General features: G+C 59.2%; 22 protein-coding genes and 1 tRNA gene. 6 read left to right on the forward strand and 17 right to left on the reverse strand.

Annotated features, from left to right (window positions below; all coding sequences use genetic code 11):
• Positions 1 to 65 precede the first annotated feature (65 nt).
• The 5 genes from BKA12_RS05860 to BKA12_RS05880 form a co-directional block, all read right to left on the reverse strand.
• Positions 66 to 1,463, reverse strand: coding sequence for a 2-oxo acid dehydrogenase subunit E2 (locus BKA12_RS05860; RefSeq protein WP_183641442.1), 1,398 nt, complete (start codon positions 1,461 to 1,463; stop codon positions 66 to 68).
• Positions 1,464 to 1,466: 3 nt separating this feature from the next.
• Positions 1,467 to 2,507, reverse strand: coding sequence for an alpha-ketoacid dehydrogenase subunit beta (locus BKA12_RS05865; RefSeq protein WP_183644635.1), 1,041 nt, complete (start codon positions 2,505 to 2,507; stop codon positions 1,467 to 1,469).
• The gene (pdhA, locus tag BKA12_RS05870; RefSeq protein ID WP_338087442.1) at positions 2,507 to 3,652 is read right to left on the reverse strand and encodes a pyruvate dehydrogenase (acetyl-transferring) E1 component subunit alpha; all 1,146 of its coding nucleotides are present in this window, start codon (positions 3,650 to 3,652) and stop codon (positions 2,507 to 2,509) included. The genes BKA12_RS05865 and pdhA overlap by 1 nt, the downstream gene beginning before the upstream one ends.
• Before the next feature lie 242 nt (positions 3,653 to 3,894).
• Positions 3,895 to 5,517, reverse strand: coding sequence for a solute symporter family protein (locus BKA12_RS05875; RefSeq protein WP_183641443.1), 1,623 nt, complete (start codon positions 5,515 to 5,517; stop codon positions 3,895 to 3,897).
• The gene (locus BKA12_RS05880) at positions 5,518 to 5,874 is read right to left on the reverse strand and encodes a DUF485 domain-containing protein (RefSeq protein ID WP_183641444.1); all 357 of its coding nucleotides are present in this window, start codon (positions 5,872 to 5,874) and stop codon (positions 5,518 to 5,520) included.
• A gap of 168 nt (positions 5,875 to 6,042) precedes the next feature.
• On the opposite strand from BKA12_RS05880, the gene BKA12_RS05885 reads away from it, so the two are divergent.
• The 4 genes from BKA12_RS05885 to BKA12_RS05900 are packed head-to-tail and all read left to right on the forward strand — an operon-like array spanning position 6,043 to position 9,858.
• Entirely contained in the window at positions 6,043 to 7,239 is a 1,197-nt protein-coding gene (locus BKA12_RS05885; RefSeq protein WP_183641445.1) for a sensor histidine kinase, read from the forward strand.
• Positions 7,240 to 7,244: 5 nt separating this feature from the next.
• Entirely contained in the window at positions 7,245 to 7,964 is a 720-nt protein-coding gene (locus BKA12_RS05890) for a LytR/AlgR family response regulator transcription factor (RefSeq protein WP_183641447.1), read from the forward strand.
• Complete coding sequence (locus BKA12_RS05895; protein WP_183641448.1) at positions 7,961 to 8,383, forward strand: DUF485 domain-containing protein; 423 nt, start codon at positions 7,961 to 7,963, stop codon at positions 8,381 to 8,383. The genes BKA12_RS05890 and BKA12_RS05895 overlap by 4 nt, the downstream gene beginning before the upstream one ends.
• The gene (locus BKA12_RS05900) at positions 8,380 to 9,858 is read left to right on the forward strand and encodes a sodium:solute symporter family transporter (protein ID WP_183641450.1); all 1,479 of its coding nucleotides are present in this window, start codon (positions 8,380 to 8,382) and stop codon (positions 9,856 to 9,858) included. The genes BKA12_RS05895 and BKA12_RS05900 overlap by 4 nt, the downstream gene beginning before the upstream one ends.
• On the opposite strand, the gene BKA12_RS12495 is transcribed toward BKA12_RS05900, so the two are convergent.
• The 6 genes from BKA12_RS12495 to rpsB form a co-directional block, all read right to left on the reverse strand.
• Entirely contained in the window at positions 9,855 to 10,499 is a 645-nt protein-coding gene (locus BKA12_RS12495; protein ID WP_183641451.1) for a DivIVA domain-containing protein, read from the reverse strand. The two genes, BKA12_RS05900 and BKA12_RS12495, sit on opposite strands and share 4 nt — an antisense overlap.
• Positions 10,500 to 10,544: 45 nt before the next feature.
• The gene (locus BKA12_RS05910) at positions 10,545 to 11,417 is read right to left on the reverse strand and encodes a phosphatidate cytidylyltransferase (protein ID WP_183644640.1); all 873 of its coding nucleotides are present in this window, start codon (positions 11,415 to 11,417) and stop codon (positions 10,545 to 10,547) included.
• A gap of 47 nt (positions 11,418 to 11,464) precedes the next feature.
• Positions 11,465 to 12,022, reverse strand: coding sequence for a ribosome recycling factor (gene frr / locus BKA12_RS05915; RefSeq protein ID WP_183641453.1), 558 nt, complete (start codon positions 12,020 to 12,022; stop codon positions 11,465 to 11,467).
• A 60-nt stretch (positions 12,023 to 12,082) separates the two neighbouring features.
• Positions 12,083 to 12,853: a UMP kinase gene (gene pyrH / locus BKA12_RS05920; RefSeq protein ID WP_183641454.1), complete on the reverse strand. Its 771-nt coding sequence runs from the start codon at positions 12,851 to 12,853 to the stop codon at positions 12,083 to 12,085.
• A gap of 172 nt (positions 12,854 to 13,025) precedes the next feature.
• Complete coding sequence (gene tsf / locus BKA12_RS05925; protein ID WP_183644643.1) at positions 13,026 to 13,865, reverse strand: translation elongation factor Ts; 840 nt, start codon at positions 13,863 to 13,865, stop codon at positions 13,026 to 13,028.
• 139 nt (positions 13,866 to 14,004) lie between these two features.
• Positions 14,005 to 14,865 (reverse strand): 30S ribosomal protein S2, encoded by an 861-nt coding sequence (gene rpsB, locus BKA12_RS05930; protein ID WP_183641456.1) that lies wholly within the window; start codon positions 14,863 to 14,865, stop codon positions 14,005 to 14,007.
• Positions 14,866 to 15,391: 526 nt separating this feature from the next.
• Between rpsB and BKA12_RS05935 the strand changes: the two genes are divergently transcribed.
• Positions 15,392 to 15,826 carry a M23 family metallopeptidase gene (locus BKA12_RS05935; RefSeq protein WP_271395265.1) on the forward strand — a complete coding sequence of 145 codons (435 nt, stop codon included), beginning with the start codon at positions 15,392 to 15,394 and terminating at the stop codon, positions 15,824 to 15,826.
• A gap of 34 nt (positions 15,827 to 15,860) precedes the next feature.
• Here the strand turns inward: BKA12_RS05935 and BKA12_RS05940 are convergent, their stop codons facing one another.
• The 6 genes from BKA12_RS05940 to BKA12_RS05965 form a co-directional block, all read right to left on the reverse strand.
• Positions 15,861 to 17,111: a glycosyltransferase gene (locus BKA12_RS05940; RefSeq protein WP_183641459.1), complete on the reverse strand. Its 1,251-nt coding sequence runs from the start codon at positions 17,109 to 17,111 to the stop codon at positions 15,861 to 15,863.
• A 109-nt stretch (positions 17,112 to 17,220) separates the two neighbouring features.
• A tRNA-Ile gene (locus BKA12_RS05945) sits at positions 17,221 to 17,294 on the reverse strand.
• 55 nt (positions 17,295 to 17,349) lie between these two features.
• Positions 17,350 to 18,573, reverse strand: coding sequence for a glycosyltransferase (locus BKA12_RS05950; protein ID WP_183641461.1), 1,224 nt, complete (start codon positions 18,571 to 18,573; stop codon positions 17,350 to 17,352).
• 76 nt (positions 18,574 to 18,649) lie between these two features.
• Positions 18,650 to 19,564 (reverse strand): DMT family transporter, encoded by a 915-nt coding sequence (locus BKA12_RS05955; protein WP_183644646.1) that lies wholly within the window; start codon positions 19,562 to 19,564, stop codon positions 18,650 to 18,652.
• 20 nt (positions 19,565 to 19,584) lie between these two features.
• Positions 19,585 to 20,190 (reverse strand): CDP-alcohol phosphatidyltransferase family protein, encoded by a 606-nt coding sequence (locus BKA12_RS05960; RefSeq protein WP_183641462.1) that lies wholly within the window; start codon positions 20,188 to 20,190, stop codon positions 19,585 to 19,587.
• Between the two features lie 167 nt (positions 20,191 to 20,357).
• Positions 20,358 to 21,245, reverse strand: coding sequence for a phage holin family protein (locus tag BKA12_RS05965; RefSeq protein ID WP_183641464.1), 888 nt, complete (start codon positions 21,243 to 21,245; stop codon positions 20,358 to 20,360).
• Positions 21,246 to 21,412: 167 nt separating this feature from the next.
• Here BKA12_RS05965 and BKA12_RS05970 point away from each other — a divergent pair, with 167 nt between their 5' ends.
• Positions 21,413 to 22,540 carry an alanine racemase gene (locus tag BKA12_RS05970; RefSeq protein WP_183641465.1) on the forward strand — a complete coding sequence of 376 codons (1,128 nt, stop codon included), beginning with the start codon at positions 21,413 to 21,415 and terminating at the stop codon, positions 22,538 to 22,540.
• Positions 22,541 to 22,709: the final 169 nt, after the last annotated feature.

Raw genomic sequence — 22,709 nt, forward strand, 5'->3', positions numbered from 1 at the left:
AAATACTTCCCCCATGGGGAACCACTTTTCAGCGACGAGTCCTCTGGTGAGCTCGTCCCGAACGGTTAGACGAGCGTCATGAGCGATGCCGGATCTTCAAGAACCGCCCCCAGTTCGCTCAAGAATTTCGAGCCCTGCTCCCCGTCCACCAGTCGGTGATCGAAGGACAGGCTCAACGTCATGACCTCGCGCAGCTTGATCTTGCCCTTGTGCGCCCACGGCTGTTTCCGCACCTGACCCATGGCGAGAATCGCTGCCTCACCTGGGTTGATGATTGGCGTACCAGCATCCACACCAAACACGCCTACGTTGGTGATCGTGAACGTGCCCTGAGTGAGTTGCTCTGGCGACGACTTGCCTTCGCGCGCAGTGACCACGAGATCCGTCAACGCATCCGCAAGCTCGCGAAGAGACATGCTCTGCGCGTCCTTGATGTTCGGAACCATCAGTCCGCGAGGAGTCGCCGCGGCAATGCCGAGATTCACGTAGTTCGGGGTGACGATTTCGCCAGCGGCTTCATCCCAGCGCGAGTTGAGTTCCGGGTGCCGCATGAGTCCCATCGACACCACCTTCGCCACGATGGTCATGGGCCCCAGACGAACGCCGGCGAACTCCTTGTTCTCCTTGAGCGAGCGAATGAGCTTCATGGTTTTCGTGACGTCTACCGTCAAGAACTCCGTGACGTGCGGCGCGGTGAACGCGCTGCTCACCATCGCGGCGGCGGTAGCTTTGCGCACGCCCTTGATGGGCGTCCGCGTCTCGCGTGCGCCAGCTACACCAGTAGCCGTCACGACGCTTGGCGCCACTGTTGTTGCAGTTGCCGCTACAGTCGCTGCGGCCGGCGAGGCCGCGGGGGCTGCGGACGGCTTGATGAAGTTCTCCACGTCCTCCCGCGTGATGAGTCCCGCGGGGCCGGTTCCAGTCACGAGTTCCAGATTTACCCCGGAATCGCGCGCAAATTTGCGCACCGGTGGCGTCGAGCGCGGACGCTCCGTCACGGTTTCGCGAGGCCTTTCCAGGACGACGACGCCGCCAGCTTGCGGAGCGCTGTCCGCGGCACCGACTGCAGCACCGACCGTGGCACGAGCACGTCGTTGCGGGCGACCCTTCTGGGCCACCTCAGCACCGTAGCCCACCAGTGTGGGTTGGCGGCGCTCTTCTTCTTCCTCCACCACTGCGTTACCTGAGGCGGCGCTAGAACCGGGAGCTGCGGCGTCGTGCTCAGAGGAAATCTGGAACGAAACGATTGGATCGCCGACGGGAACGGTCTGGCCAGGCTCGGCGAGCAAGTCCGCCACGACGCCCTCATAAGGGGACGGCAGTTCGACGACGGCCTTCGCGGTTTCGACTTCCGCAATGACCTGATTCAACTGGACGGAATCGCCGACGGCGACCTTCCAGCTCAGCAGCTCTGATTCGGTGAGGCCTTCGCCAAGATCGGGAAGTTTGAATACTTGAAGCACGGTCTACTTCCCTTCGAATCGAGAGTAAGAATTGGGACGATCGAGCGCGCGGTCTACACCGTCAAGGATGCGGTCAAGATCAGGGACATGATGCTTTTCGAGCTTGGATGGCGGGTATGGGAGGTCCCATCCGGTCACGCGAACCGGCGCGTGTTCGAGGTAGTGGAAGCAACGCTCCGTGACGCCCGTGGCTATTTCCGCGCCGAGACCGCCGGTGAGGGCAGCTTCGTGAGCGATCACCAAACGGCCCGTCTTGCGGACGGAGGCTTCGATGGTGCCGAAGTCGATAGGTGAGAGCGAGCGCAAGTCAATGACCTCGATCGAAATGCCTTCATCCTCGGCGGCCGTTGCGACGTTGAGGCACGTCTTGACCAGCGAACCGTAGGAGACGAGCGTGACGTGCTCGCCCTCTCGGGCCACACGAGCGGCGCCGAGTGGCAATCTGTCCTTGCCTTCTTCGATCCCGGTGAGGTCTTGCTTGTCGTGATAGTGGCGCTTTGGTTCGAAGAAGATCACAGGGTCTTCGCACGCGATGGCGTCCTGAATCATCCAATACGCTTCCGCCGGGCTCGACGGGCTCACCACTCGCAGACCCGGGGTGTGCACGAAGTACGCCTCGGGTGATTCGGAGTGGTGCTCCGGTGAGCCGATGCCGCCGCCGAAAGGAATGCGAATGGTCATGGGGATAGTCACGGCGCCGCCCGTACGGTAGTGAATCTTGGCGACTTGGGAAACGATCTGATCAAACGCCGGGTACACAAAGCCGTCGAACTGGATCTCCGGAACCGGCCGATAGCCACGGTACGCGAGGCCTACTGCGGTGCCGATGATGCCGGACTCTGCCAGCGGTGAATCAAGGACGCGGTGCTCACCGAACTCGGCTTGAAGTCCGTCCGTGATGCGGAAGACGCCGCCGAGCTTTCCAATATCCTCGCCCATGAGCAGGACCTTTGGATCATTCGCGAGGGCAGCGCGCAACCCCGCGTTGAGGGCTCCACCGAATGTGGTCTTGCCGAGTTTTTCAGTCTTCTGAAGGGCGGTCATCATGCACCTGCCTGAGTGCCGTCAAGAGTCTCGCCAAACTGCTCAAGGTAGGCGCCGTAGTGATCGCGCTGTTCATTGATGCGTGGGTGCTCGTTGACGTAGACGTTCTCGAAGAGGTTCCGTGGCGTTGGCTCGACGGTCTCCTTGAGTTCCTTACGGACCACTGCGGCAATCTTGTCTGCAGCTTCCTGCGCCCTACGCTGGATGGCTTCCATGTCTGCGCCGGATTTTTCCAAATACTTGGAGAGACGATCTAGTGGGTCGCGCTCTTTCCAGTGCTCGAGCTCGGCCTGATCGCGGTAACGGGTAGGGTCATCCGCCGTCGTATGTGGACCCATGCGGTAGGTTACGGCTTCAATGAAGAACGGTCCCCCGCCATTGCGCGCCTGATCCAGGGCGCGACGCGTCACGGCGAGCACCGCGAGAACGTCATTGCCATCTACGCGAACGGCAGGGATACCGAAGCCGCGAGCACGCTCAGCGATATGCGTCTGGGACTGCAAACCCACCGGTTCAGAGATGGCCCAGTGGTTGTTCTGGCAGAAGAACACTGCCGGTGCATGATACGTGGCGGCAAAGACCATGGCCTCGTTCACGTCACCCTGGCTCGTAGCGCCATCACCGAAGAAGCTCACTGCGGCGGCGTCCACGCCGTCCATCGCGAGACCCATCGCGTAGCCCACAGCATGGTGAGTCTGAGCGCCAATAATGATCTGTGGAGACGCAACGTTCATGTCATACGGATTCCACGAGGTAGCACTGGAACCGCGCCACACGCGCATCAAGTCAGTGGGATTGACGCCGCGCAACACCATGACGCCGGACTCGCGATAAGACGGGAAGACGAAGTCATCCTTCTGCATAGCCCGGGCTGCGCCCACTTGGGAGGCTTCTTGGCCCAACAGTGGTGGCCAGAGCGCCAATTCACCTTGACGCTGAAGCGCCGTTGCTTCAGTGTCAAGACGCCGGATGACCACCATGTCTGTATAGAGGTCGGCGAGGTCTTCTTCGCTCAGATCGTTGACCCAAGGGTCATTGAGAGCGTTCGGAACACGATCGCCGCAAGGCTTGAGCATCTGCTCAAAGTGGTCGTCTCCAGCGGAGCTGAATTCCATATGTGCTGATCGATCAATTTGTAGGGACACGGTAAGCACCCTTCTTCAGGTCGGTTCCGTCTCGCCGCTTGTAAGCGAAGAGACAGTCGCAGGTACGCGGGGGTACCCGCGATGAGTGTGACCTTACTCACTATCCGGTCAGTAATCAACGACTCCCGATCTAGCAGCACGAATTCTTAGGCAAAAGAGAACCGTCGCAGCATCCCCCCAAAGGATGCTGCGACGGTTCAGTCGTGTCGGCGATGTGCCGCGATTCGATGTGCTGCTTGAGGCTAGTGAGAAGTTGCCTTCTCTGCACCAACACCGGTGAGTGAACGAACTTCCATTTCGGCCTGCTTCGCTGGATCTTCGCCCGTCTTGTCGAGAACAGAGACCAACCAGCCCACGAAGAATGCGAGTGGGATCGAGACGATACCTGGATTCTTGAGCGGGAAGATCGCGAAGTTCGCGCCCTGGATCATCGACGTTGCATCGCCGGAGACCACTGGGGAAAGCACGATCAGCAAGAGTGCCGAGATCAAGCCCGTGTACATCGAGGCAACAGCACCCTTGGTGGTGAAGCCCTTCCAGAACAACGAGTAGAGGATCGTCGGAAGGTTAGCGGACGCTGCCACAGCGAAGGCAAGTGCTACCAAGAAGGCGATGTTCTGCCCCTGAGCGCCAATGCCACCAATGATGGACAGGACACCGATAACAACCACCGTGCGGCGGGCAACCTTGACTTCAGTCTCTGGGCTGACCTTGTCCTTGGCGATCACGGACGAGTAGATGTCGTGAGCGAAGGACGCAGCTGCCGTAATGGTGAGGCCAGCAACCACCGCAAGGATCGTCGCGAAAGCCACGGCGGAGATGATACCCAAGAGGATCGGTCCGCCAAGTTCGAAGGCCAACAATGGGGCCGCCGAGTTCACGCCGCCTGGAGCCGCCTTGATCGTGTCTGGACCAATCAAAGCGCCAGCTCCGTAGCCCAACACCAAGGTGAACAAGTAGAACGCGCCGATGAGCCAGATAGCCCAAACCACCGAACGACGAGCTTCCTTAGCGGTAGGAACCGTGTAGAAGCGCATCAGAACGTGTGGGAGACCAGCGGTACCGAGAACAAGGGCCAAACCGAGCGAGATGAAGTCCAACTTGGTGGTGGCGTTCTTGCCGTACTGCAGACCTGGGTTGAGCAAGGCCTCGTTGCCACCGGCTGTTGCAACTGCGTCGCCAAGCAAAGCCGAGAAGTTGAAGCCGTACATGGCCAAAACCCAGACAGTCATGACGGCAGCGCCGGCAATGAGCAAGCATGCCTTGATGATCTGAACCCACGTGGTTCCCTTCATGCCACCAACGAGCACGTAGAGAATCATGAGTGCGCCGACCACGGTAATAACTACAGACTGGCCAGCCTTGTCATTGATGCCCAACAAGAGGGACACGAGTCCACCTGCGCCAGCCATCTGAGCGAGCAGGTAGAAGAGGCAGACAGCAAGCGTGGTGATAGCCGCTGCGATGCGGATAGGACGCTGCTTGAGACGGAAGGACAGAACGTCCGCCATCGTGAACTTGCCAGTGTTACGCAGCAACTCGGCGACGAGCAACAGGGCTACGAGCCAAGCCACCAAGAAGCCAATGGAATACAAGAATCCGTCGTAACCGTTGACGGCGATAGCGCCGACAATGCCGAGGAAGGATGCAGCCGAGAGGTAGTCGCCAGCGATCGCGGTACCGTTCTGTCCGCCAGAGAACGAACGTCCACCAGCGTAGTAATCAGCGGCGGTCTTGTTGGTGCGGCTTGCGCGAAGCACCACGAACAGCGTGACACCAACGAACAAACCAAAAATCAACATATTCAGCCAAGGTTCTCCAACCTGGGCTGGAGCGCCTGCGGCGAGAAGACGAGAAGCGTCCATTTACTTTCCTTCCTCAGCCAAACGAGCTTCGAGATCGTGGCGAATCGCCGTGGCCTTAGGGTCCAACTTCTTATTCGCGAAGGACACATACATGGCGGTAATGATGAAGGTGGTGACGAATTGCAACAGCCCCAGCACGATGCCGAGATTGATGTTGCCTAGAACTTTGATGGCCATAAACTCTGGGAAGTAGGCGGCCACAACGACGTAGGCCAGATACCACACCAAGAAGAAAACGGTCATCGGGAAAACAAAGCTGCGGTGTGTGCTCCGCAGGTCTTGAAACTCAGGGGTAGCTTGGACTTCTTGGAAGTCCACCCCCGTGGTGGCATTCACGCCGTTGTGGATCTGGGCCATGTTTCCTCCTGATAGGCACTGTGATCCTTACCACAATGCGGCATGACGCACCTCACAATGAACACTTTGGGGCTGGTTTCCGGCGAACGGATTAATGTGTGCGCTAAGTGGTCGTCAAATTCGATGAACGGCGCCGCAAAAGCGCATCGGTTCGGCTTAGGCTGAAGCATGCCCGAATCCGCTTTTCAGACCATCCTGCTGCTCTCCGTAGTCACCATCGCCGTCGCTTTGGTGTCCCTCGTGGGCTATCACGTGGTGAAGTCGCAGCGCGATTTGGGCACCGATGCTGACCGCGCCACCTTCGAAACTCTGCACCTCGTCTCGCTCGCCGCGCCGCACTTTCGCAGCGGCCTCACGAGCGAAGGCGCCGGCCGCGCCATCAAACATTTGAAGATACTTCTGGGTGCTGACGGCGTCGCTGTGACCGATGCCGCGCAAGTACTCACGTTCGAGGGAAACTTCCCGTCCGACCTGCGCGCGGACACGAATTCCTTGCCAAACGCACTCTTCGGAATTGCCCGCAATACGTTGGAAGGCGGCCGCACTCGCGTTGCACGCAATGATCATTACGACGCCGTCTGCGCACCTATCCAGGTCCAGGATCGGCTCGTGGGGACGATCGTTGCGATAGCGCACCGGGCGGACCCCGGCTTAGTTCGAGCGGTGACGGAAACAGCCGCGTGGGTGGCTTCGCAAGTCGCGGTGGCCGAACTCAACGAGTCCCGCGCGAAGCTCACAGAAGCCGAACTCAAAGCACTGCGAGCCCAGATCAGCCCGCACTTCATCTATAACTCGCTCAACGCCATCGCGTCCTTCATCACCACGGATCCGGACCGCGCTCGAGACCTCGTAGTGGAGTTCGCTGATTTCACGCGGTATTCTTTCCGCCGTCACGGAGACTTCACCACGTTCAAAGAAGAACTCGAATCCATTCACCGCTACCTGCTTTTGGAACAAGCGCGATTTGGCGATCGCATCAAGGTCAAGCTCTCGATCGCCCCTGAAGTCCTACCGATCGTGATCCCGTTTTTGAGCATCCAGCCGCTCGTGGAAAACGCCGTCCGTCACGGACTGGAGAAGAAGCCAGAGGGTGGCGTGGTCACCATTACCGCCCATGACGTGGGTGAATTCGCCGAAATCTCCATCGAAGACGACGGCGTGGGAATCGACCCTGCGGTCCTTCGCGCGACGCTCGCCGGCACCACTGAAGGCGTCCACGTGGGACTGCGCAACGTCGACGTGCGGCTGCGCCAAATCTATGGGCCCAAGCACGGACTCGTGGTGGAGACTGCTCCCGGACACGGGACTCTTATCAACATGCGCATCCCGAAGTTCCATCCTGAAGCTACTCCGGCGCTACCCTAATATTTATGATCAATGTGATCGTCGCTGATGACGAGATTCCTGCCGTTGAAGAGATCAGCTATCTCTTGGCCCAGGACTCACGGATCGGAGAAATCCACCGTGCCACCAGTGGTGCCGCCGCGCTCAAAGCGCTCGAAGAATTTCAAGTGGACGCGATGTTCTTGGACATCCATATGCCCGCACTTTCCGGTCTCGACATCGCCCGCGTCATTTCACGTTTCTCCAATCCACCGGTCATCGTTTTTGTCACCGCTGATGAGGCCCAAGCGCTTGAAGCGTTTGAGCTCGCCGCCGTGGATTACATTCTGAAGCCGGTCCGCCGCGAACGCCTGTATGAGTCCGTGCGGCGCATCTCGGAAATCGTTGCCGATAGCGCACCCACCAAGTCGGACATGGTCACGGTGGATCAAGGCGGCATGACCAAGATGATCCCCCGCTCCGAAATCCGCTTTGTCCAGGCTCAAGGCGACTACGTCCAACTGCACACGAAGGACGCGAAGTACTTAGTGCGCGTGACACTCAACGATCTCGAAGAACAGTGGGCGTCCCGCGGATTCTTGCGCATTCACCGTTCGTTCCTGGTCTCGATCGACCACGTTGACCACATCCGCATCCGCGACGGCAAGGCAACAGTCGCGATCAACGGCGCTGAATTTCCCGTGAGCCGCCGCTCCTTGCCGAGCGTGCGCGAACGTCTCGAAGCCACGCGCGTGAGGCCTTCATGACCGCCCCCTCTCCCGAGCATGCCCCGCAGACTGAAGCTGCGTCGTCGTACCGTGTGCGCGTAGTGGCCCCGCCGGACTACTTCCCCGCCGCCCCCGCGAAATCCGCCAGAGTAGCCGCGGACTATTACTTTGTGCAATCGCTGGTCCGCGCGCAATTGCGACTCTCGATCATGGTGGCAGTGGGGTTCATTGTGCTGCTGGTGGGGATCGCGCTGATTGTGGCTTTTTGGCCGGAAATTCGCGAGTTGCGGCTGTTCCATATTCCACTCGCATGGGTGGTGCTGGGCGTCGGCGTGTACCCAATTTTGATGCTAGCCGCGGTGCTCTTCACGCGCGGGGCGAGCAAGAATGAGCGCTTGTACAGCGACCTCGTCAAAGACATCGCGAAGGACGATCCCCAGAATCCGGTGCCGCGGTGACGCCGCAAGGTTCGCTCATCGCCATCTTGGTGGTGTGCGCGTCCACGGTCATCATCGCGGTCTACGGACTGCGATTCTCGCGCACTACCAGCGACTTCTATGTGGCCTCTCGCACCGTCAAACCCTGGTGGAACGCTAGCTCGATCGGCGGCGAATACCTCTCCGCGGCGAGCTTCCTCGGCGTCGCTGGCCTCATCATGCTTACCGGCCAAGACGCGCTCTGGTTCCCAATCGGTTATACGGCCGGCTACCTCATGTTGCTACTTTTCGTGGCCGCTCCCCTGCGCCGCTCCGGCGCCTACACGCTCCCGGATTTCGCGCAGATTCGCTTCCACTCCATGGCCATGCGCACCATGATGAGCGTCTTCGTGGTGCTCGTGGGCTGGCTCTACATCATTCCGCAATTGCACGGTGCGGCGCTCACGTTCCGTGTGGCTACCGGCTTGCCTGGGTGGGCAGGAACCCTCTTGGTCTCTGTGGTGGTGTGCGTGACGGTGCTCGCGGGCGGCATGCGTTCCATTACTTTCGTCCAGGCGTTCCAGTATTGGCTCAAACTCTGCGCGCTCGCCATTCCCACGTTCGTCATTTTGGCGTCCCTCGGTGCAAGCCAGAAGCTCGAAACCGTGCTTCGCGACGGCTTCGGACCGAACGCCAGCAACGAAGACATGGGCATCTTCCGTACCATCTCGCTCATCATCGCGCTGTTGCTGGGAACTTTGGGTCTCCCCCACGTCCTCGTGCGCTTTTATACCAACCCAGATGGCCCTTCGGCACGCCGCACCACCTTGATTGTGCTGGGCCTCGTGTCCTTCTTCTACCTCTTTCCAGTCACGCTGGGGACCTTGGGCCGCGGGCTACTTCCGGGGCTTTCCGCGGACGACGCCGATGCTACCGTCCTGCTTTTACCGTCCGCTTTGTTCGGTGGCCCGGTAGCGAACGTGCTGTCCGCGATAGTGCTGGGCGGCGCTTTTGCGGCGTTCTTGTCCACCAGCTCCGGGCTGGTGGTGTCCCTCGCCGGCGTACTGAGCCAGGGGTTGTTCAAGGGAACCGTCAATGGTTTTCGGATGGGTGCGTTGATCGCCGTCGTGGTTCCTACTGGTCTGGCCCTGCTGGCCGAAACGGCTGGGCTTGCTGGCGCGGTGGGTGCAGTTTTCGCGTTTACGGCATCGACGATCGCGCCCGTTTTGGTGTTGGGCATTTGGTGGCGCGGGCTCACAAGTTTGGCCGCGATGTGCGCCATGGTCACCGGCGCGGTCACGTGTTTGGTGCCGTTGGGGCTCTCTGTGCTGGATCTCGGGTGGGATCCCCGCGTAGTGGACACCCTGACGCAGCCAGCAATTTGGTCCGTTCCAGCCGCATTCGCGGCGGCTGTACTGGTCTCGAAGTTCGGTGGCGGGAAGAAGCTTGCACCGGAAACAGTCGACGCCGTGATGCGCCGACTACACGTCCCGGAGGATTCGAACGTTCGCGGCTAGAGCTGGCCGTCGATTTCTTGGATCACGCGCTCGAGGAATGCATCCACTTGGGCTTCCTCGTAGCCTTCATCTCCGCGAGTGACACGGAAGGTGACATCGCGCAGCGCTTGCGTATCTAGGGCGCGCGGATTAAGGACGAGGCGATCGCAAAGGGCGTCGACGTCGTCGCGGTTGTAGGACATCGCTCCCGGATTGCTTGGAGCACGGAAACGCTCGCCACGTGGGCGATCAAGACGGCCACGAACCAGGTCGCTAAAGTCCAGGGGTTCTCCATCGTCCGGGAGTTCGGTGACGGCGGGAGGTGCGGCAGCGACGTCGTCGTCATCCATCCGCGCCGCAGCGGTCTGGCTGGGAGGCACTGTGGCGACCGCGACGGTGCTTTCCTCGCGGCCCGCGAACGCCTGCTCGAGGCGATCGAGCGCCTCGTCAACTTCAGCGGCGTCGTAGCCGCCCTTGGCAGGTTCGAAGGTGGCCGAACGAATATCCTCAGCGGTCATCGCCTCAGGACCGGTCTCGTTCGAGGCGAAGCTCTTGCGTGCGCGAGCAATGAAAGCGTCCACTTCTTGAGGCGCGTAGCCATAATCATCGGCGCTCACGCGTGGGAAGGAGGCGCCGTTGGTGGCGGAATTTTCAGTGCTCACAAGCTCAACTCTCTCGAAAAAAGTGATCGCAGGCAATACAAAAAACTAAACGGAACCCGGCATGGTCAGCAGCGCCAGAACGTAGGCGACAGGCGAAGCGAACACGATGGAGTCCAGCCGGTCCATCACGCCGCCGTGTCCCGGGAGGATGTTACTCATGTCCTTGATACCAAGCTCGCGCTTGACGAGGGACTCAGCCAGGTCACCGGTGGTCGCGGCGGCAACTGTCGCGACGGCCAAAAGTAGGCCAGTCCACCACGGCGTATTGAGCAAGAAGAGGCTCGCTGCAATGCCGACGATGATGGCGCCGCCCACGCTTCCAGCGAACCCTTCCCAAGACTTCTTAGGACTGATCTTTGGCGCCATCGGGTGCTTGCCGAACATGGCGCCCACCAGGTAGCCGAAGGTGTCATTGGAGACCACCAGCAAGAGCAAAGTGGCGACCTTGAGGTGACCGTCCTGCTCGTTGAACAAGAGCACGGCGAAGCTGATCATCAGCGGCACCCACAGGGCCGTGAACGTGCCCGCCATCAAGGACCGCAGCAAGTGCGCCGGTCTGGACATGACATTCCAGAACAACAGCACGGTGATGGACGTGATGGTGGCGAAACCCAGGCCTTCCGGACCCGCTAGCGCAGCCGAAACCGGCAAGGCGGCAGCCGCTAGCACCAGCGGAATCATGGGGACGTGCGTGTTAGAAAGCTGGAAAGCCCGGGAGACTTCCCAACAACCCACCACGGCAAACATGGTCACCACCACAATGAACGCGATGGGGAACCAAAACAGGCCCACCAGCACCACGCCGAGAAGAAGTATGCCAACAAGAATCGCGGCGGGAAGATCTCGGCCGGCCTTCGACGCTCGCCCGCGTTCGGCGCGAGCGTCGCGAAGAGCCTCGTACTCATGGACAAGGTCCATGGGTCCAGTGGGATGGTGCTGTGGGCGCTGTTGTGGATCGGTCATGCTTAGACCTCGAGAAGCTCGGCTTCCTTCTTCTTCAACATCTCATCGATCTGGTCGACGTGCTTCTTGGTCAAGGCATCCAAGTCCTTTTCGCCACGAGCGCCATCGTCTTCACCGATTTCGCCGTCCTTGACGAGCTTGTCGATGCCTTCCTTGGCCTTCCGGCGGTGGTTACGGATGGCAACCTTTGCGTCTTCACCCTTGCCCTTGACGAGCTTCACGTATTCCTTGCGGCGCTCCTGGGTGAGCTCCGGCATGACAACGCGGATGGTCTTGCCATCGTTGGATGGGTTGGCGCCGATTTCCGAGTCACCAAGGGCCTTTTCGATTTCACGCAATGCCGTGACGTCGTAAGGGGTGATCAGAATGGTGCGTGCATCCGGCGTTGCGAAAGACGCGAGCTGCTGCAATGGCGTTGGCGAACCGTAGTAGTCCACCATGACCTTTGCGTACAGGTTAGGGTTGGCGCGACCAGTACGTACAGAGGCGAAATCTTCGCGAGCCGCCTCCAGGGTGCGTTCCATCTTGTCAGCGGCTTCGCTGAGAGTCTCCTCGATCACGATTTCTCCTTTTGCCCGTTTCTTGGGCGCTACTTCAACTTAAAAGATTCTTACTTCATCCTAGACGGTGACGCGCGTTCCCATACGCTCGCCCTTGATGGCGCGGGTGACGTTGCCCTCACCCTCCATGCCGAAGACCATCATTTCCAGCTTGTTGTCTTTGCACATGGTCATGGCGGTCTGGTCCATCACGCGGAGGTTGCGCTGCAGAGCCTCGTCATAGGTGAGGTTCTCGATGAGCTCGGCATCCGGGTTGGTCTTCGGATCCGCCGTGTAGACGCCGTCTACACCACTCTTGGCCATGAGCACTACGTCAGCGCCGACCTCAAGGGCGCGCTGGGCAGCAACGGTATCGGTGGAGAAGTATGGCAAGCCTGCGCCAGCACCGAAGATAACCACGCGGTCCTTTTCCATGTGACGGATAGCGCGGCGTGGGATGTAGGCCTCAGCAACCTGAGCCATGGAAATGGCGGACTGCACGCGGGTGTCCACGCCGGCCTGCTCCAAGAAGTCCTGAAGGGCCAAGCAGTTCATGACGGTGCCGAGCATGCCCATGTAGTCAGCGCGGCTGCGGTCCATGCCGGCCTGGCTGAGTTCGGCGCCACGGAAGAAGTTGCCGCCGCCAACGACGATTGCTACTTCAACTTCACCGACGGTTGCGGCAATCTGTTCAGCGATGTTGCGAACCGTCGCGGTGTCGAGGCCCACCTTGCCGCCGCCGAAGACTTCACCGGAGAGCTTGAGCAGTACGCGACGACGCTTTCCCCCAGCCTCGCTGTTCTGCGCGAGATCTTCAGTGTTTTCAGTGGTATTCGTAGCTGCCGTGCTCATTAGATTCCTCCCGTGCCGCGTAATTGCGGCCAAACATGCTGATAGTGCGCAGAGAAAAGGGGCGGTCACTTTCGTGACCACCCCTAACTCTTACATATTTTTATTCGTGACGATGCTGTTGAACCAAAGTGATTCGTCAGTGTCTCCGAACGTGTGTGGCGTTGCTAGATAATTAGGCGCCAACGCGGAAGCGAACGAATGCCGTAGCCTTCGTGCCAGCTGCCTCGAGAACGGATCCAACGCTCTTCTTGGCGTCCTTTGCGAACGCCTGGTCAACGAGAACGCCTTCCTTGAAGAAGCCGGTCAAGCGACCTTCAACAATCTTGGTGAGGGCAGCTTCTGGCTTGCCTTCAGCGCGGGCGGTCTCTTCTGCAATGCGACGCTCGTTGTCAACCAAGTCAGCAGGAACTTCTTCGCGGCTGAGGTAAGTAGGAGCCATTGCTGCGGTGTGCACAGCAACGTCGTGTGCAACTTCGCGAGCAGCCTCAGAGTCAGCGTCAACAGCGACGAGAACGCCAACCTGTGCAGGAAGGTCCTTGGAGGTCTTGTGCAAGTAAGCCTCAACAGCTGCGCCTTCAACGCGAGCCGTGCGGCGAACCACAATCTTCTCGCCGAGAACGGCGCCTTCTTCGATCACGTAGTCAGCAAGCTTCTTGCCTTCAACGTCAGCTGCCAAAACGGTCTCAAGGTCGCCGGAGCCGGAAGCTACAGCGGTCTCGAGAACCTTGTTTGCAAGCTGGATGAACTTGTCGCTCTTAGCAACGAAGTCCGTCTCGCAGTTAACTTCCACCAGGTAGCCAACCTTGCCGTCAACAACCTCAGCGGCAACGAGGCCTTCTGCGGTCGAACGGCCTTCGCGCTTGGTAGCGCCCTTAAGACCCTTGATACGGATGATCTCGATTGCCTTCTCAGCGTCGCCATTGGCTTCGTCGAGTGCCTTCTTGACATCCATCATGCCGGCGCCGGTGCGCTCGCGTAGTTCCTTGATGTCTGCTGCCGTGTAGTTGGCCATGTTCAACCCCATTCGTTGAAAGTAGTAACTGTGGGGCCGCACCCCGCGAGCGGCGAGGTCCGGCCGGTCCGCAACTGCGGGCGCTTCACGGATAAGTCAAGCGCCCGCAGTCAACGGTAGGTAGTTGGGTTTTCGCTGGTTACTTTTCTTCCGCGGCAGCGTCGGCAGAAGCCTCAGCAGCTGGTGCGGCCTCTTCTGCAGCTGCGGCTGGAGCCTCAGCTGCCTTTTCGTCAGCTTTGCCCTCGAGCAATTCGCGCTCCCACTCAGCAAGTGGCTCTGCAGCCTGCTCGGTGGAGTTGGAGTTGCGGTTGTGACGAGCAATCAAGCCCTCAGCAACAGCGTCAGCGATAACGCGGGTCAACAAGTTGACGGAGCGGATGGCGTCGTCGTTGCCCGGGATCGGGAAGTCGACTTCGTCAGGATCGCAGTTGGTGTCGAGGATAGCGACAACAGGGATACCAAGCTTCTTGGCCTCGTCAACGGCGAGGTGTTCCTTCTTGGTGTCAACAACCCAGAGGATGGAAGGCGTCTTGGTGAGGTTACGGATACCACCAAGGTTTGCCTGCAACTTCTCGAGCTCGCGGTTGAGGAGCAAGAGTTCCTTCTTGGTGTGGCCGGAGCCTGCAACGTCCTCGAAGTTGATCTCTTCGAGTTCCTTCATGCGAGCAACACGCTTGGAAACGGTCTGGAAGTTCGTGAGCATACCGCCCAACCAACGGTGGTTGACGTATGGCTGGTTCACGCGGGTAGCCTGCTCAGCAATTGCTTCCTGAGCCTGCTTCTTCGTGCCAACGAAAAGAACGGTGCCACCGTGGGCAACGGTTTCCTTGACGAACTCGTAAGCGCGGTCAATGAAGGACAGCGACTGCTGAAGGTCAATGATGTAGATGCCGTTGCGCTCGGTGAAGATGAAACGCTTCATCTTCGGGTTCCAACGACGGGTCTGGTGACCGAAGTGAACGCCGCTATCGAGGAGCTGGCGCATAGTTACGACTGGCATGTCGCATTCCTTTCGGCAGTAGCGGCCGACTCAGTATTGAGCCGCGGTAACTGCACTGTGTTTAGTGGTTGAACGGTGACTCCTGGTGGAGCACCCCTAGCTAACGTCCTCGAAGAATTCGAGCGCACCACCCACCGGATGAACCGGACCACGGGAGGCACGTAGCATCGATCTGAATTCAGGTTGAATTTTCAATCTCTGCTCGCCATTAGCGCGAAGTCAGAATCCTTCGTTTGTTGCGCCCCTGAGGGCACGACTCATCCAAGGAAAACTGCTGTATCCATCGTACTACAGCCAACGGTCACCCACAGCACGGTGGGAAGTGAGATTTTCGCCTCCGTTCTCCACGGATTCTCGCTTTCCCACACGATCCAACGACGCTGCTTGCCAGACTTCCTTGAGAAGGAATCGAAGGAGGCGCTGACTTTTGTTCAAACTCTTACTTGCAATCTCATTTTTGATGACGACGGCGCAGCTCGCCTTCCCGGCGTCGCTTTCCGAAGCGCCGGGGTCTTGGAGATGGCCTGTGCCAGTTGTGGGGCACGCGGCCGGATCTACGACGCCGGGCTATCTCACTCCCGTCATTCTTGAGCCCTACGAACAACCGGAATTCAAGTGGTCACCTGGTCATCGCGGGATCGATCTCGGCGGAACCTCTCCCCAAGAAGTGACTGCTCCTGCATCAGGGCGCGTGTCATTCCGGGGCACTGTGGTGGACCGACCAGTGATCTCAATTGATCATGGCGACGGACATGTCTCTTCTTTTGAGCCTGTTTCTTCAGAGCTCAAGGTTGGGGACGTAGTCACACTGGGGCAGGTCATCGGCACCATTGCGGACGGCGGGCACTGTTCGCAGCGCTGCGTTCATTGGGGTGTGAGGCTCAACGGTGAATACGTGGACCCGATGCTGTTCATCGTGGATACGCGCCCATCGATCCTGTTGCCATGGGAGGACGGCTAGCTAACAGAGGAACGGCTAGCTGAAGGAAGCGACGCTAGCTAGTGCTTGCGCGCTGCCCGAGGGCCTCGCGATACAACTCAAGCATGAGCTCGGTCTTGGCGCTCTGGAAGAAGCTCGTGGGGTCATAGGCCGCGGTCGAGGGGCCAGAACCGTTACTGATGTCAGCTGTCGCTGTCTCGAGGGCGTGTGCAAGACCGGCGACGTCATCGCTCGTGGTCAGCCACATGCTGCCCTCGGGAAGATCGGCAGCAATGCGATGGTCCGCCAAGATGGACGGCGTGCCCAAGGCGGCTGCCTCGAAGACCGTCATGCCTTGGGATTCGAAGCCAATCGAGGTCTGCACCAGAGCGTCCGCTAGCTGGAGCTCGCGCAACATGGTGGGGTACGGAACCGATCCGCGGAAGTGGACGGTCGCCGTCGTAATGGATCCGGCAATCGCCTCTGCCTGTTTCTGCAAAGCGCCACCGCCGAAAATATGAATATCGGCATCGATGCCACTGAGCTTCACGGCTTCTAAGAAGGGCAAGAGTCGCTTTTCCTGGCTGAAGCGTCCTGTCCAGGAGAGGCGTGGTCGCGCACGCTTTTCAGCTTCACGTGACCCAACGCCGTTTGAGGAGATGGGAAAAGTCGTGGACGCTTGGGATGAAGCGCCAGAGAGCAGTTCGGTGGCGATGTCGTCATCGAGCCCGTTGGAGACCACGCGAACGGGCTGAAAAACTTGCTCGTCTTCCAGGAGCTGAGCAAAGTGGGACGACGGCGCTGTGACCGCGTTAGCCCGCTGGGCGAAGTTCCCCAAGAACTCCCATGCCGTCGAAGCGGCCGGGCCACGCAATCCCAGCGAACGCTTTTGCCATTCGCCGAGTCCTCGAACGACGACCTTCGGCACGGGCATGGTCGCTTCGATTCCCACATGGACGTTGTTATGCATCGTGTGAACCACGGGAAGTCGTCGGCGATCTGCCAGCTGGTAGCCGGCGATCGCCGCCCAAAAGTCGCCCTGAATATGAATCAGATCCAGCGGCGGACGCTTGGCGAGCTCTCGGTCAAGGACAGCACGAGTGAAGCCGTTCGGGACAAACATCGCGTACTCCCCCGGACCAGCCGGAATGGACGGAAGTTCAATGATGTATGGATCCGCGTCGTGGCGATGTCGCAGCGCCGGTGACACGAGCGTCACGCGGTGGCCTAGGCGTTCAAGGAATTTCTTCTGCAGCCGTACCGAGGTCTGCATCCCGCCCAGCGTTTCAGAGTGTTGATCAATGAAAATCGCGACGTGAAGGGGCATGTGAGTCCTTCCAGACGGGAGGAGAACGTGGCGATTCTGGCCGTTTCATCCTCTGTGGCTCGCGTGTCCCGGTGCGGCGCCTCTTGCGGTTCCGCACCGGGATAGTTCGTAGGGAGTGCGGGGCTTGAACCCGCGACCAAAGGATTATGAGTCCTCTGCTCTGACCAACTGAGCTAACTCCCCTTGCGAGATCGCACACCGCCTACCGGCGATAATGCGACCTCCATACTATCGGCAATTAGGACGCCGCTGGCTCGCTAGGGCTGTTCGGGTCGTCGTTCAAGAATGGCTGCGCGCTCGAACCCCGATACAGCGCTTCGAAGGTTTCGATGGTCTTCTGCATTGAGTGGCGAACGGCCTTTTGGTGACCCTTTTCGCCCATCTCGGCACGCTCGGCTGGAGTCTTACCCAAAATCGCATCGATCTTATTAGCCAAGTCCTGCGGATTGCCTGGTTCAAAAAGGTAACCGTTGACGCCTTCGTCCACCAAGTGCGGCAATGCCATGGCGTTCGCAAGCACCACGGGACGCGACGCAGAAAGCGCCTCGAGTGTCACTAGCGACTGCAATTCGGCAGTTCCTGGCTGACAGAAAACATCGCATGCCAAGTACGCCTCGCGCAGCTCTTCGTCAGAAACGTGACCACGGAAGTGGACGCGATCCGTAACACCCAGATCAGCGGCCTTCTTCTCCAAATTGGGGCGCTGCTCACCGCCGCCTACCACCACAAGGTGAGGCTGCGGCGTCGTAGTGGAAAGCGAAATTGCCTCGATCAACTGATCAACGTTTTTCTCCACCGCAAGGCGTCCCGCGAACAGCACCACCGGGTAATCCGGCTTCGGGATGACTTCGCCTTCGTGCAGTTCGTAATGGCTAGAGTCAATGCCGTTAGACAGCGGCAGAACTTCCTTGAGGCGCGCCTTCTCTCGCATTGCTTTCGCAGCGAGAGGGGTGGGGGTCGTGACGACGTCCGCGCGTCCCATGACCTTGCCCATGTCCTTCCACGAGTTCTTGGAAATGATGTCCAAGAACGGCTGAGGGAATGGCAAGAATGGTTCCAAGTTTTCTGGCATGAAGTGATTAGTAGCAATCACTCGAATGCCGCGGCGCTTAGCTTCCTTGATGGCCGCATGGCCAATCATGTAGTGGCACTGCGCGTGAACAACGTCAGGCTTGACCTCGTCCAAGATCTTCGCGATATCCCGTGTGGCAGTCCACGGCAAGCAGAGTCGGTAGGACTCATGCGTAAACGCGCGCAGGGACTTCAAACGGTGCACTACGGCTTCAGGCTGTTCCACCGTGGTGTTGGGGCCGGGCTCGTTACGAGCGGCAATCACATGAACTTCGTGACCCCGGGCGTGCATCGCAGTTGCAAGCCGGAAGCAAAAGACTGCTGCACCGTTGACGTCTGGTGGGTACGTGTCTGCGGCAATCAGAATCTTCAGCGGTTTCTTGGCGATCACGAGTGCGTGCTCCTGGTGGCTTCTTGAAAAATTTCAACGCCGCGATCTCTCATCACCCGTGTGAAGCGGGAAGAACCTAGTCTTCAGCTCGCAGAGTCGTAACCGGCTGATGCTCGGCCTCGCTGCGACGCCGTTGAATGTCAGGGTGATAACGAGCCAGCGCGGCGACTCCCACGATAGCAACTAGACCCGCCGCAACCATGGATATTGATACCCACCACGGCACATTTGCCCCAAGTTCACCCAAAATGATGATGCCGATCATGATGCCCACCATGGGATCAATGACGGTCAAACCCGCAATCACAAGCTCCGGCGGTCCGCTCGAATACGCATTTTGAACGAAGTAGGAACCCAACAGGCCTGCGACCGCGATGGCCACGTACTCCCACCAGCTGACGTTGCCGAACATGAGGCCGTTCGGATCCGTCAGCTCCATGGACATGGTGCGAACCATGACAGCGCAGAAGCCAAAGAGCACGCCGGCGGCAATGATGTAGAAAATCGGGTGATGCTTGTGACGCACCATCAGCCACACCACAACGCTCGCCACGACAACAGCCGCGAGAATGCCCACGGTGATGAGCTCTTGCCGGGACGTGATGTGGTGGACGTCCTTCGTGGCCCTCAGCGCCAGCAGCACAAAAGCAACGGATCCCAAGAGACACAAACTAATGGCGCGGACGGTTCCGCGATTGATTTTCAGGCCTTGGTCTTTGGCGTTGACCACGGTAGCGATCACCAAGGCCACGGCACCCAAGGGCTGCACCACCGTCAGCGGCGCGGTGGCCAACGCGTAGACGTTCAGGACCATGCCCAAAACAGTGAGGCTCAAGCCAAAGAGCCACCGGGGGTTCCGCAAGAGCTGGAGGAAGTGTGATCCACTCACACGCAGGCTTGAGGAGCCTAACCGGACGGCCTTGCTCTGCTGTTGTGCACCAAGCGCCAAGAACACGGCGCCGATCAGCGCGCAGCCAATGGCCACGAGCATGGCTATGCGTTCAGGTGACACTAGAGCTTCTCTCGCTGAGCTTTGGCGCGGGCTTTCACGAAGTAATCTATCGATGCCACCCAGTGCAGGACACACGCGATAGCCAAGAGCGTTAAAGCAATGTTGCTAACCGAAGGCTGATGGATGCCGTCCACTTGCCCCAGCATCAGCAACGGTACGGCCAGCATCAAGAGCGCGGTGCGGATCTTGCCGATGTTCGTCACGGGGAGTTCTGGAGAACCGCGGAACAGCAACCACGAGTTGATGGCCAGAATGATGTCTGGAATCAGAATGGCCCAGACCAGCCACATCGGCGCAATGCCGGTGAGCACAAGCGTGGCGGTAACGATAATGAGGGACAAGCGGTCCGCGAGCGGGTCAAGCCACATGCCCACGGTGGAGATCATGTTGAAGCGCCGGGCCACGAAGCCGTCCACCCAGTCGGTGGAGAACAGAATAGCCAGCACCCACGTGGCTGGTAGGTAGTCCACGGCGAATGCCGTGAGGTACACGAACACGGGGACCAAGAGGAATCGGACCACGGTGATGAGGTTGGGAATGGTCCAGAATTTGTTCGTCACGGTGTACTCAAAGCCGTCACGTGTGCCCGCGCCTATGAGTCGCATGGTCCTCCTCCCCCGTCTGTCCCTGCTCCTGGAACTAATTTTACCGGTCCACACGTCATTCGAGATGAGCCAGATGGACAAGCATCTGCGTCATAAAGAATCGTGCCATAACAAAAGTGGTGGATCATCCCGAAGGATGACCCACCACTTGGTTGTTAATGCTTGAATTACTTCTCGCCGAGCTTCTTCAAGAAGTAGGCCATAGCGGCAAGCGAGCCACCCATGACGGCTAGCGGCTGCCAGCGTTCCTTGAGAACCTTGGCTGCGTCATCGCGCAAAGGCTGCGAGTTATCGGTGAAGGCTACAACTCCGCGGTCCAACTTCTCCTGGGCGGTGCCCACGAGTGCGGATGCGCGCTGTGCAGCGGATGGGCCAGACTTCGGTGCGGCTGCCGCCTTGTGAGCGGAACGATCAGCTGCGAAGCGAGCCTTGGTGTCCGCGATCTGTGCCTTGACATCGATCTTTTCGCCAACGCCATCGCGAAGTTCAACCAAGTGCTGACGGCGGCGGTTAGCGCGCGTCAACAAGTCGTCATAAGAAGGGCCTTGCGGCTTAGGCTCGCGTGCTTGAGCGGCCTTTTCGCGCTGCTTAGCGGCCTTCTTCTTGGCCTCCTCTGCAGGATCCTTGTCAAGGGTGCGAGGATCGAACGCTGAGCCTTCCTTAAGGACGCCGAGGTCATGCTTGATGCCTCGAATAGCGTCTTCCGGAACCAACGGCAACGCTGCTTTGACGCGCGATGCTGCAATGGCCCCCAGGATGGCGGCGATGATCAAGAACACGCCAGCCACGATGAGCGCGGCGGCCCAAGGCTGGAAGATGTTCGAAAGTCCGGCGATGATTGCCACGATGAGCGCAATGGCCATGAACAAGAGAAGGACCGCCGCAACGGCACCGATGGCACCAGCTACGCCAACCTGAACGCCCTTCTTCTTCATCTGCTGAAGAGCGAGCTGCCCTTCATCGATCAGTTGCTTCGGGGCGAGCCGTCCAGCAACTTTCACCATCGAGGGCAGGGATAATCCCAATCGCGACTTCCGTGATGGGCTGCTTGCCATGTGTAAGTCCTCCTGAAACTCCCGGTCCTTTGGCAGACCGGCATACGTAGCAAAACTATCACTAAGCGGCGCACGAAATATCACTTTTGGGCCTCTTGTCAATGATCAGTGCCTCTAAATTCGCTTTTTCCATTCAACTCAGAGCTTGTTTGTGGTGAGCTTGATGCATGTTCCACGATCAGCCCACGCCGTTTTTGTCCGTTGATAAAGCCGTCATGACGGCAAATATTGCGCGCATGGCCAAGTTCGCCGCGGCCCGGGGGGTATCCCTGCGCCCGCATGCGAAGACCCATAAAAGCTGGGATATTGCGCGCCTCCAGGTTCAGCACGGCGCGGTGGGGCTGACGGTCGCGACCGTCTCGGAGGCGGAAGCCTTCGCGCGCGGCGGCTTCAGCGATCTTTTGATCGCCTATCCGCTGTGGATTGATGAGGCGAAAGCAGCCCGGATTGTTGCGCTCTTAAGTACGACGACGAAGCTCGCCATCGGCGTCGATTCCACCGTGAGTGCCACTCGTCTCGGCGAATACTTAAGCACGGCGGAGCATGCGGACCGCTTACGAGTACTCGTGGAAGTCGATTCTGGACACCATCGCTCTGGGGTGACACCCGAGCGTGCTGGCGACGTGGCGCTCGCTGCACAACGAGCAGGGTTGGTTGTCGATGGCATTTTCACGTTCCCCGGTCACGGTTATGGGTTAAGCGAGAGCCGCGAGCGCGCCGCGCAGGACGAGGTTCGAGCGTTGGCTATTGCCCGGGATTCGCTATTGACCTCCGGCGTGAATTGTCGCGTGGTCAGTGGCGGTTCGACGCCCACGGCCGCTTTGGTGAATCCCCAGTTCTCCGGGGCCGATCCCGTCATCAACGAATTGCGTCCTGGCGTTTACGTCTTCAACGATGCGCAGCAGTGGGAAATCGGTTCATGCCAACCAGCAGAGATTGCCTTGAGCGTCGTGGCAACCGTGGTCAGCATGCGGGATAATCGTGTGGTGGTGGATGCCGGTAGCAAGGTTTTGGGAGCTGACCGAGCCGCCTGGTCCACGGGTCATGGACGTCTTCTGGACTACCCAGAAGCCCGCATTGTGGCGTTGTCCGAGCATCACGCCACCATCGAATTCGGTGGCGTACCCGCCGGTTCCGAACAGCCACTTGAATACGGCGATCGCTTGCGGCTGGTGCCAAACCACGTGTGCAACGCCGTCAATCTTGTAGACCACTACTTTGTTTCCTCGAGTGCACCCGACGCCCCACACCTCGAAGAGCAATGGCAGGTTCACGCGCGCGGCGCGAATACCTAGACGCGAACACCTCATCGCGGATATCTAGTGCTGAGCACATAGTGGGCAACAGCTAGGGCCCGCCCTTTTTCACCGTGCTTCGCGTGCTTCTTGACTGCCGCAATTTGGCTCACTTCATCTGTTTACAGACTGTTGACGCGTGCCCACTGTTCGTATATTCTGAACGAAC

Origin of the sequence: Neomicrococcus lactis, assembly GCF_014200305.1 — a bacterium.
Taxonomy (GTDB): Bacteria; Actinomycetota; Actinomycetes; order Actinomycetales; family Micrococcaceae; genus Neomicrococcus; species Neomicrococcus lactis.

Excerpts from the sequence above, each read along its gene's own strand:
- BKA12_RS05865 (WP_183644635.1), bottom strand. The coding sequence starts at position 2,507 with ATGACCGCCCTTCAGAAGACTGAAAAACTCGGCAAGACCACATTCGGT.
- BKA12_RS05875 (WP_183641443.1), bottom strand. The coding sequence starts at position 5,517 with ATGGACGCTTCTCGTCTTCTCGCCGCAGGCGCTCCAGCCCAGGTTGGA.
- BKA12_RS05880 (WP_183641444.1), bottom strand. The coding sequence starts at position 5,874 with ATGGCCCAGATCCACAACGGCGTGAATGCCACCACGGGGGTGGACTTC.
- BKA12_RS05885 (WP_183641445.1), top strand. The coding sequence starts at position 6,043 with ATGCCCGAATCCGCTTTTCAGACCATCCTGCTGCTCTCCGTAGTCACC.
- BKA12_RS05890 (WP_183641447.1), top strand. The coding sequence starts at position 7,245 with ATGATCAATGTGATCGTCGCTGATGACGAGATTCCTGCCGTTGAAGAG.
- BKA12_RS05895 (WP_183641448.1), top strand. The coding sequence starts at position 7,961 with ATGACCGCCCCCTCTCCCGAGCATGCCCCGCAGACTGAAGCTGCGTCG.
- BKA12_RS05910 (WP_183644640.1), bottom strand. The coding sequence starts at position 11,417 with ATGGACCTTGTCCATGAGTACGAGGCTCTTCGCGACGCTCGCGCCGAA.
- pyrH (WP_183641454.1), bottom strand. The coding sequence starts at position 12,853 with ATGAGCACGGCAGCTACGAATACCACTGAAAACACTGAAGATCTCGCG.
- tsf (WP_183644643.1), bottom strand. The coding sequence starts at position 13,865 with ATGGCCAACTACACGGCAGCAGACATCAAGGAACTACGCGAGCGCACC.
- rpsB (WP_183641456.1), bottom strand. The coding sequence starts at position 14,865 with ATGCCAGTCGTAACTATGCGCCAGCTCCTCGATAGCGGCGTTCACTTC.
- BKA12_RS05940 (WP_183641459.1), bottom strand. The coding sequence starts at position 17,111 with ATGCCCCTTCACGTCGCGATTTTCATTGATCAACACTCTGAAACGCTG.
- BKA12_RS05955 (WP_183644646.1), bottom strand. The coding sequence starts at position 19,564 with ATGCTCGTGGCCATTGGCTGCGCGCTGATCGGCGCCGTGTTCTTGGCG.
- BKA12_RS05960 (WP_183641462.1), bottom strand. The coding sequence starts at position 20,190 with ATGCGACTCATAGGCGCGGGCACACGTGACGGCTTTGAGTACACCGTG.
- BKA12_RS05965 (WP_183641464.1), bottom strand. The coding sequence starts at position 21,245 with ATGGCAAGCAGCCCATCACGGAAGTCGCGATTGGGATTATCCCTGCCC.
- BKA12_RS05970 (WP_183641465.1), top strand. The coding sequence starts at position 21,413 with ATGTTCCACGATCAGCCCACGCCGTTTTTGTCCGTTGATAAAGCCGTC.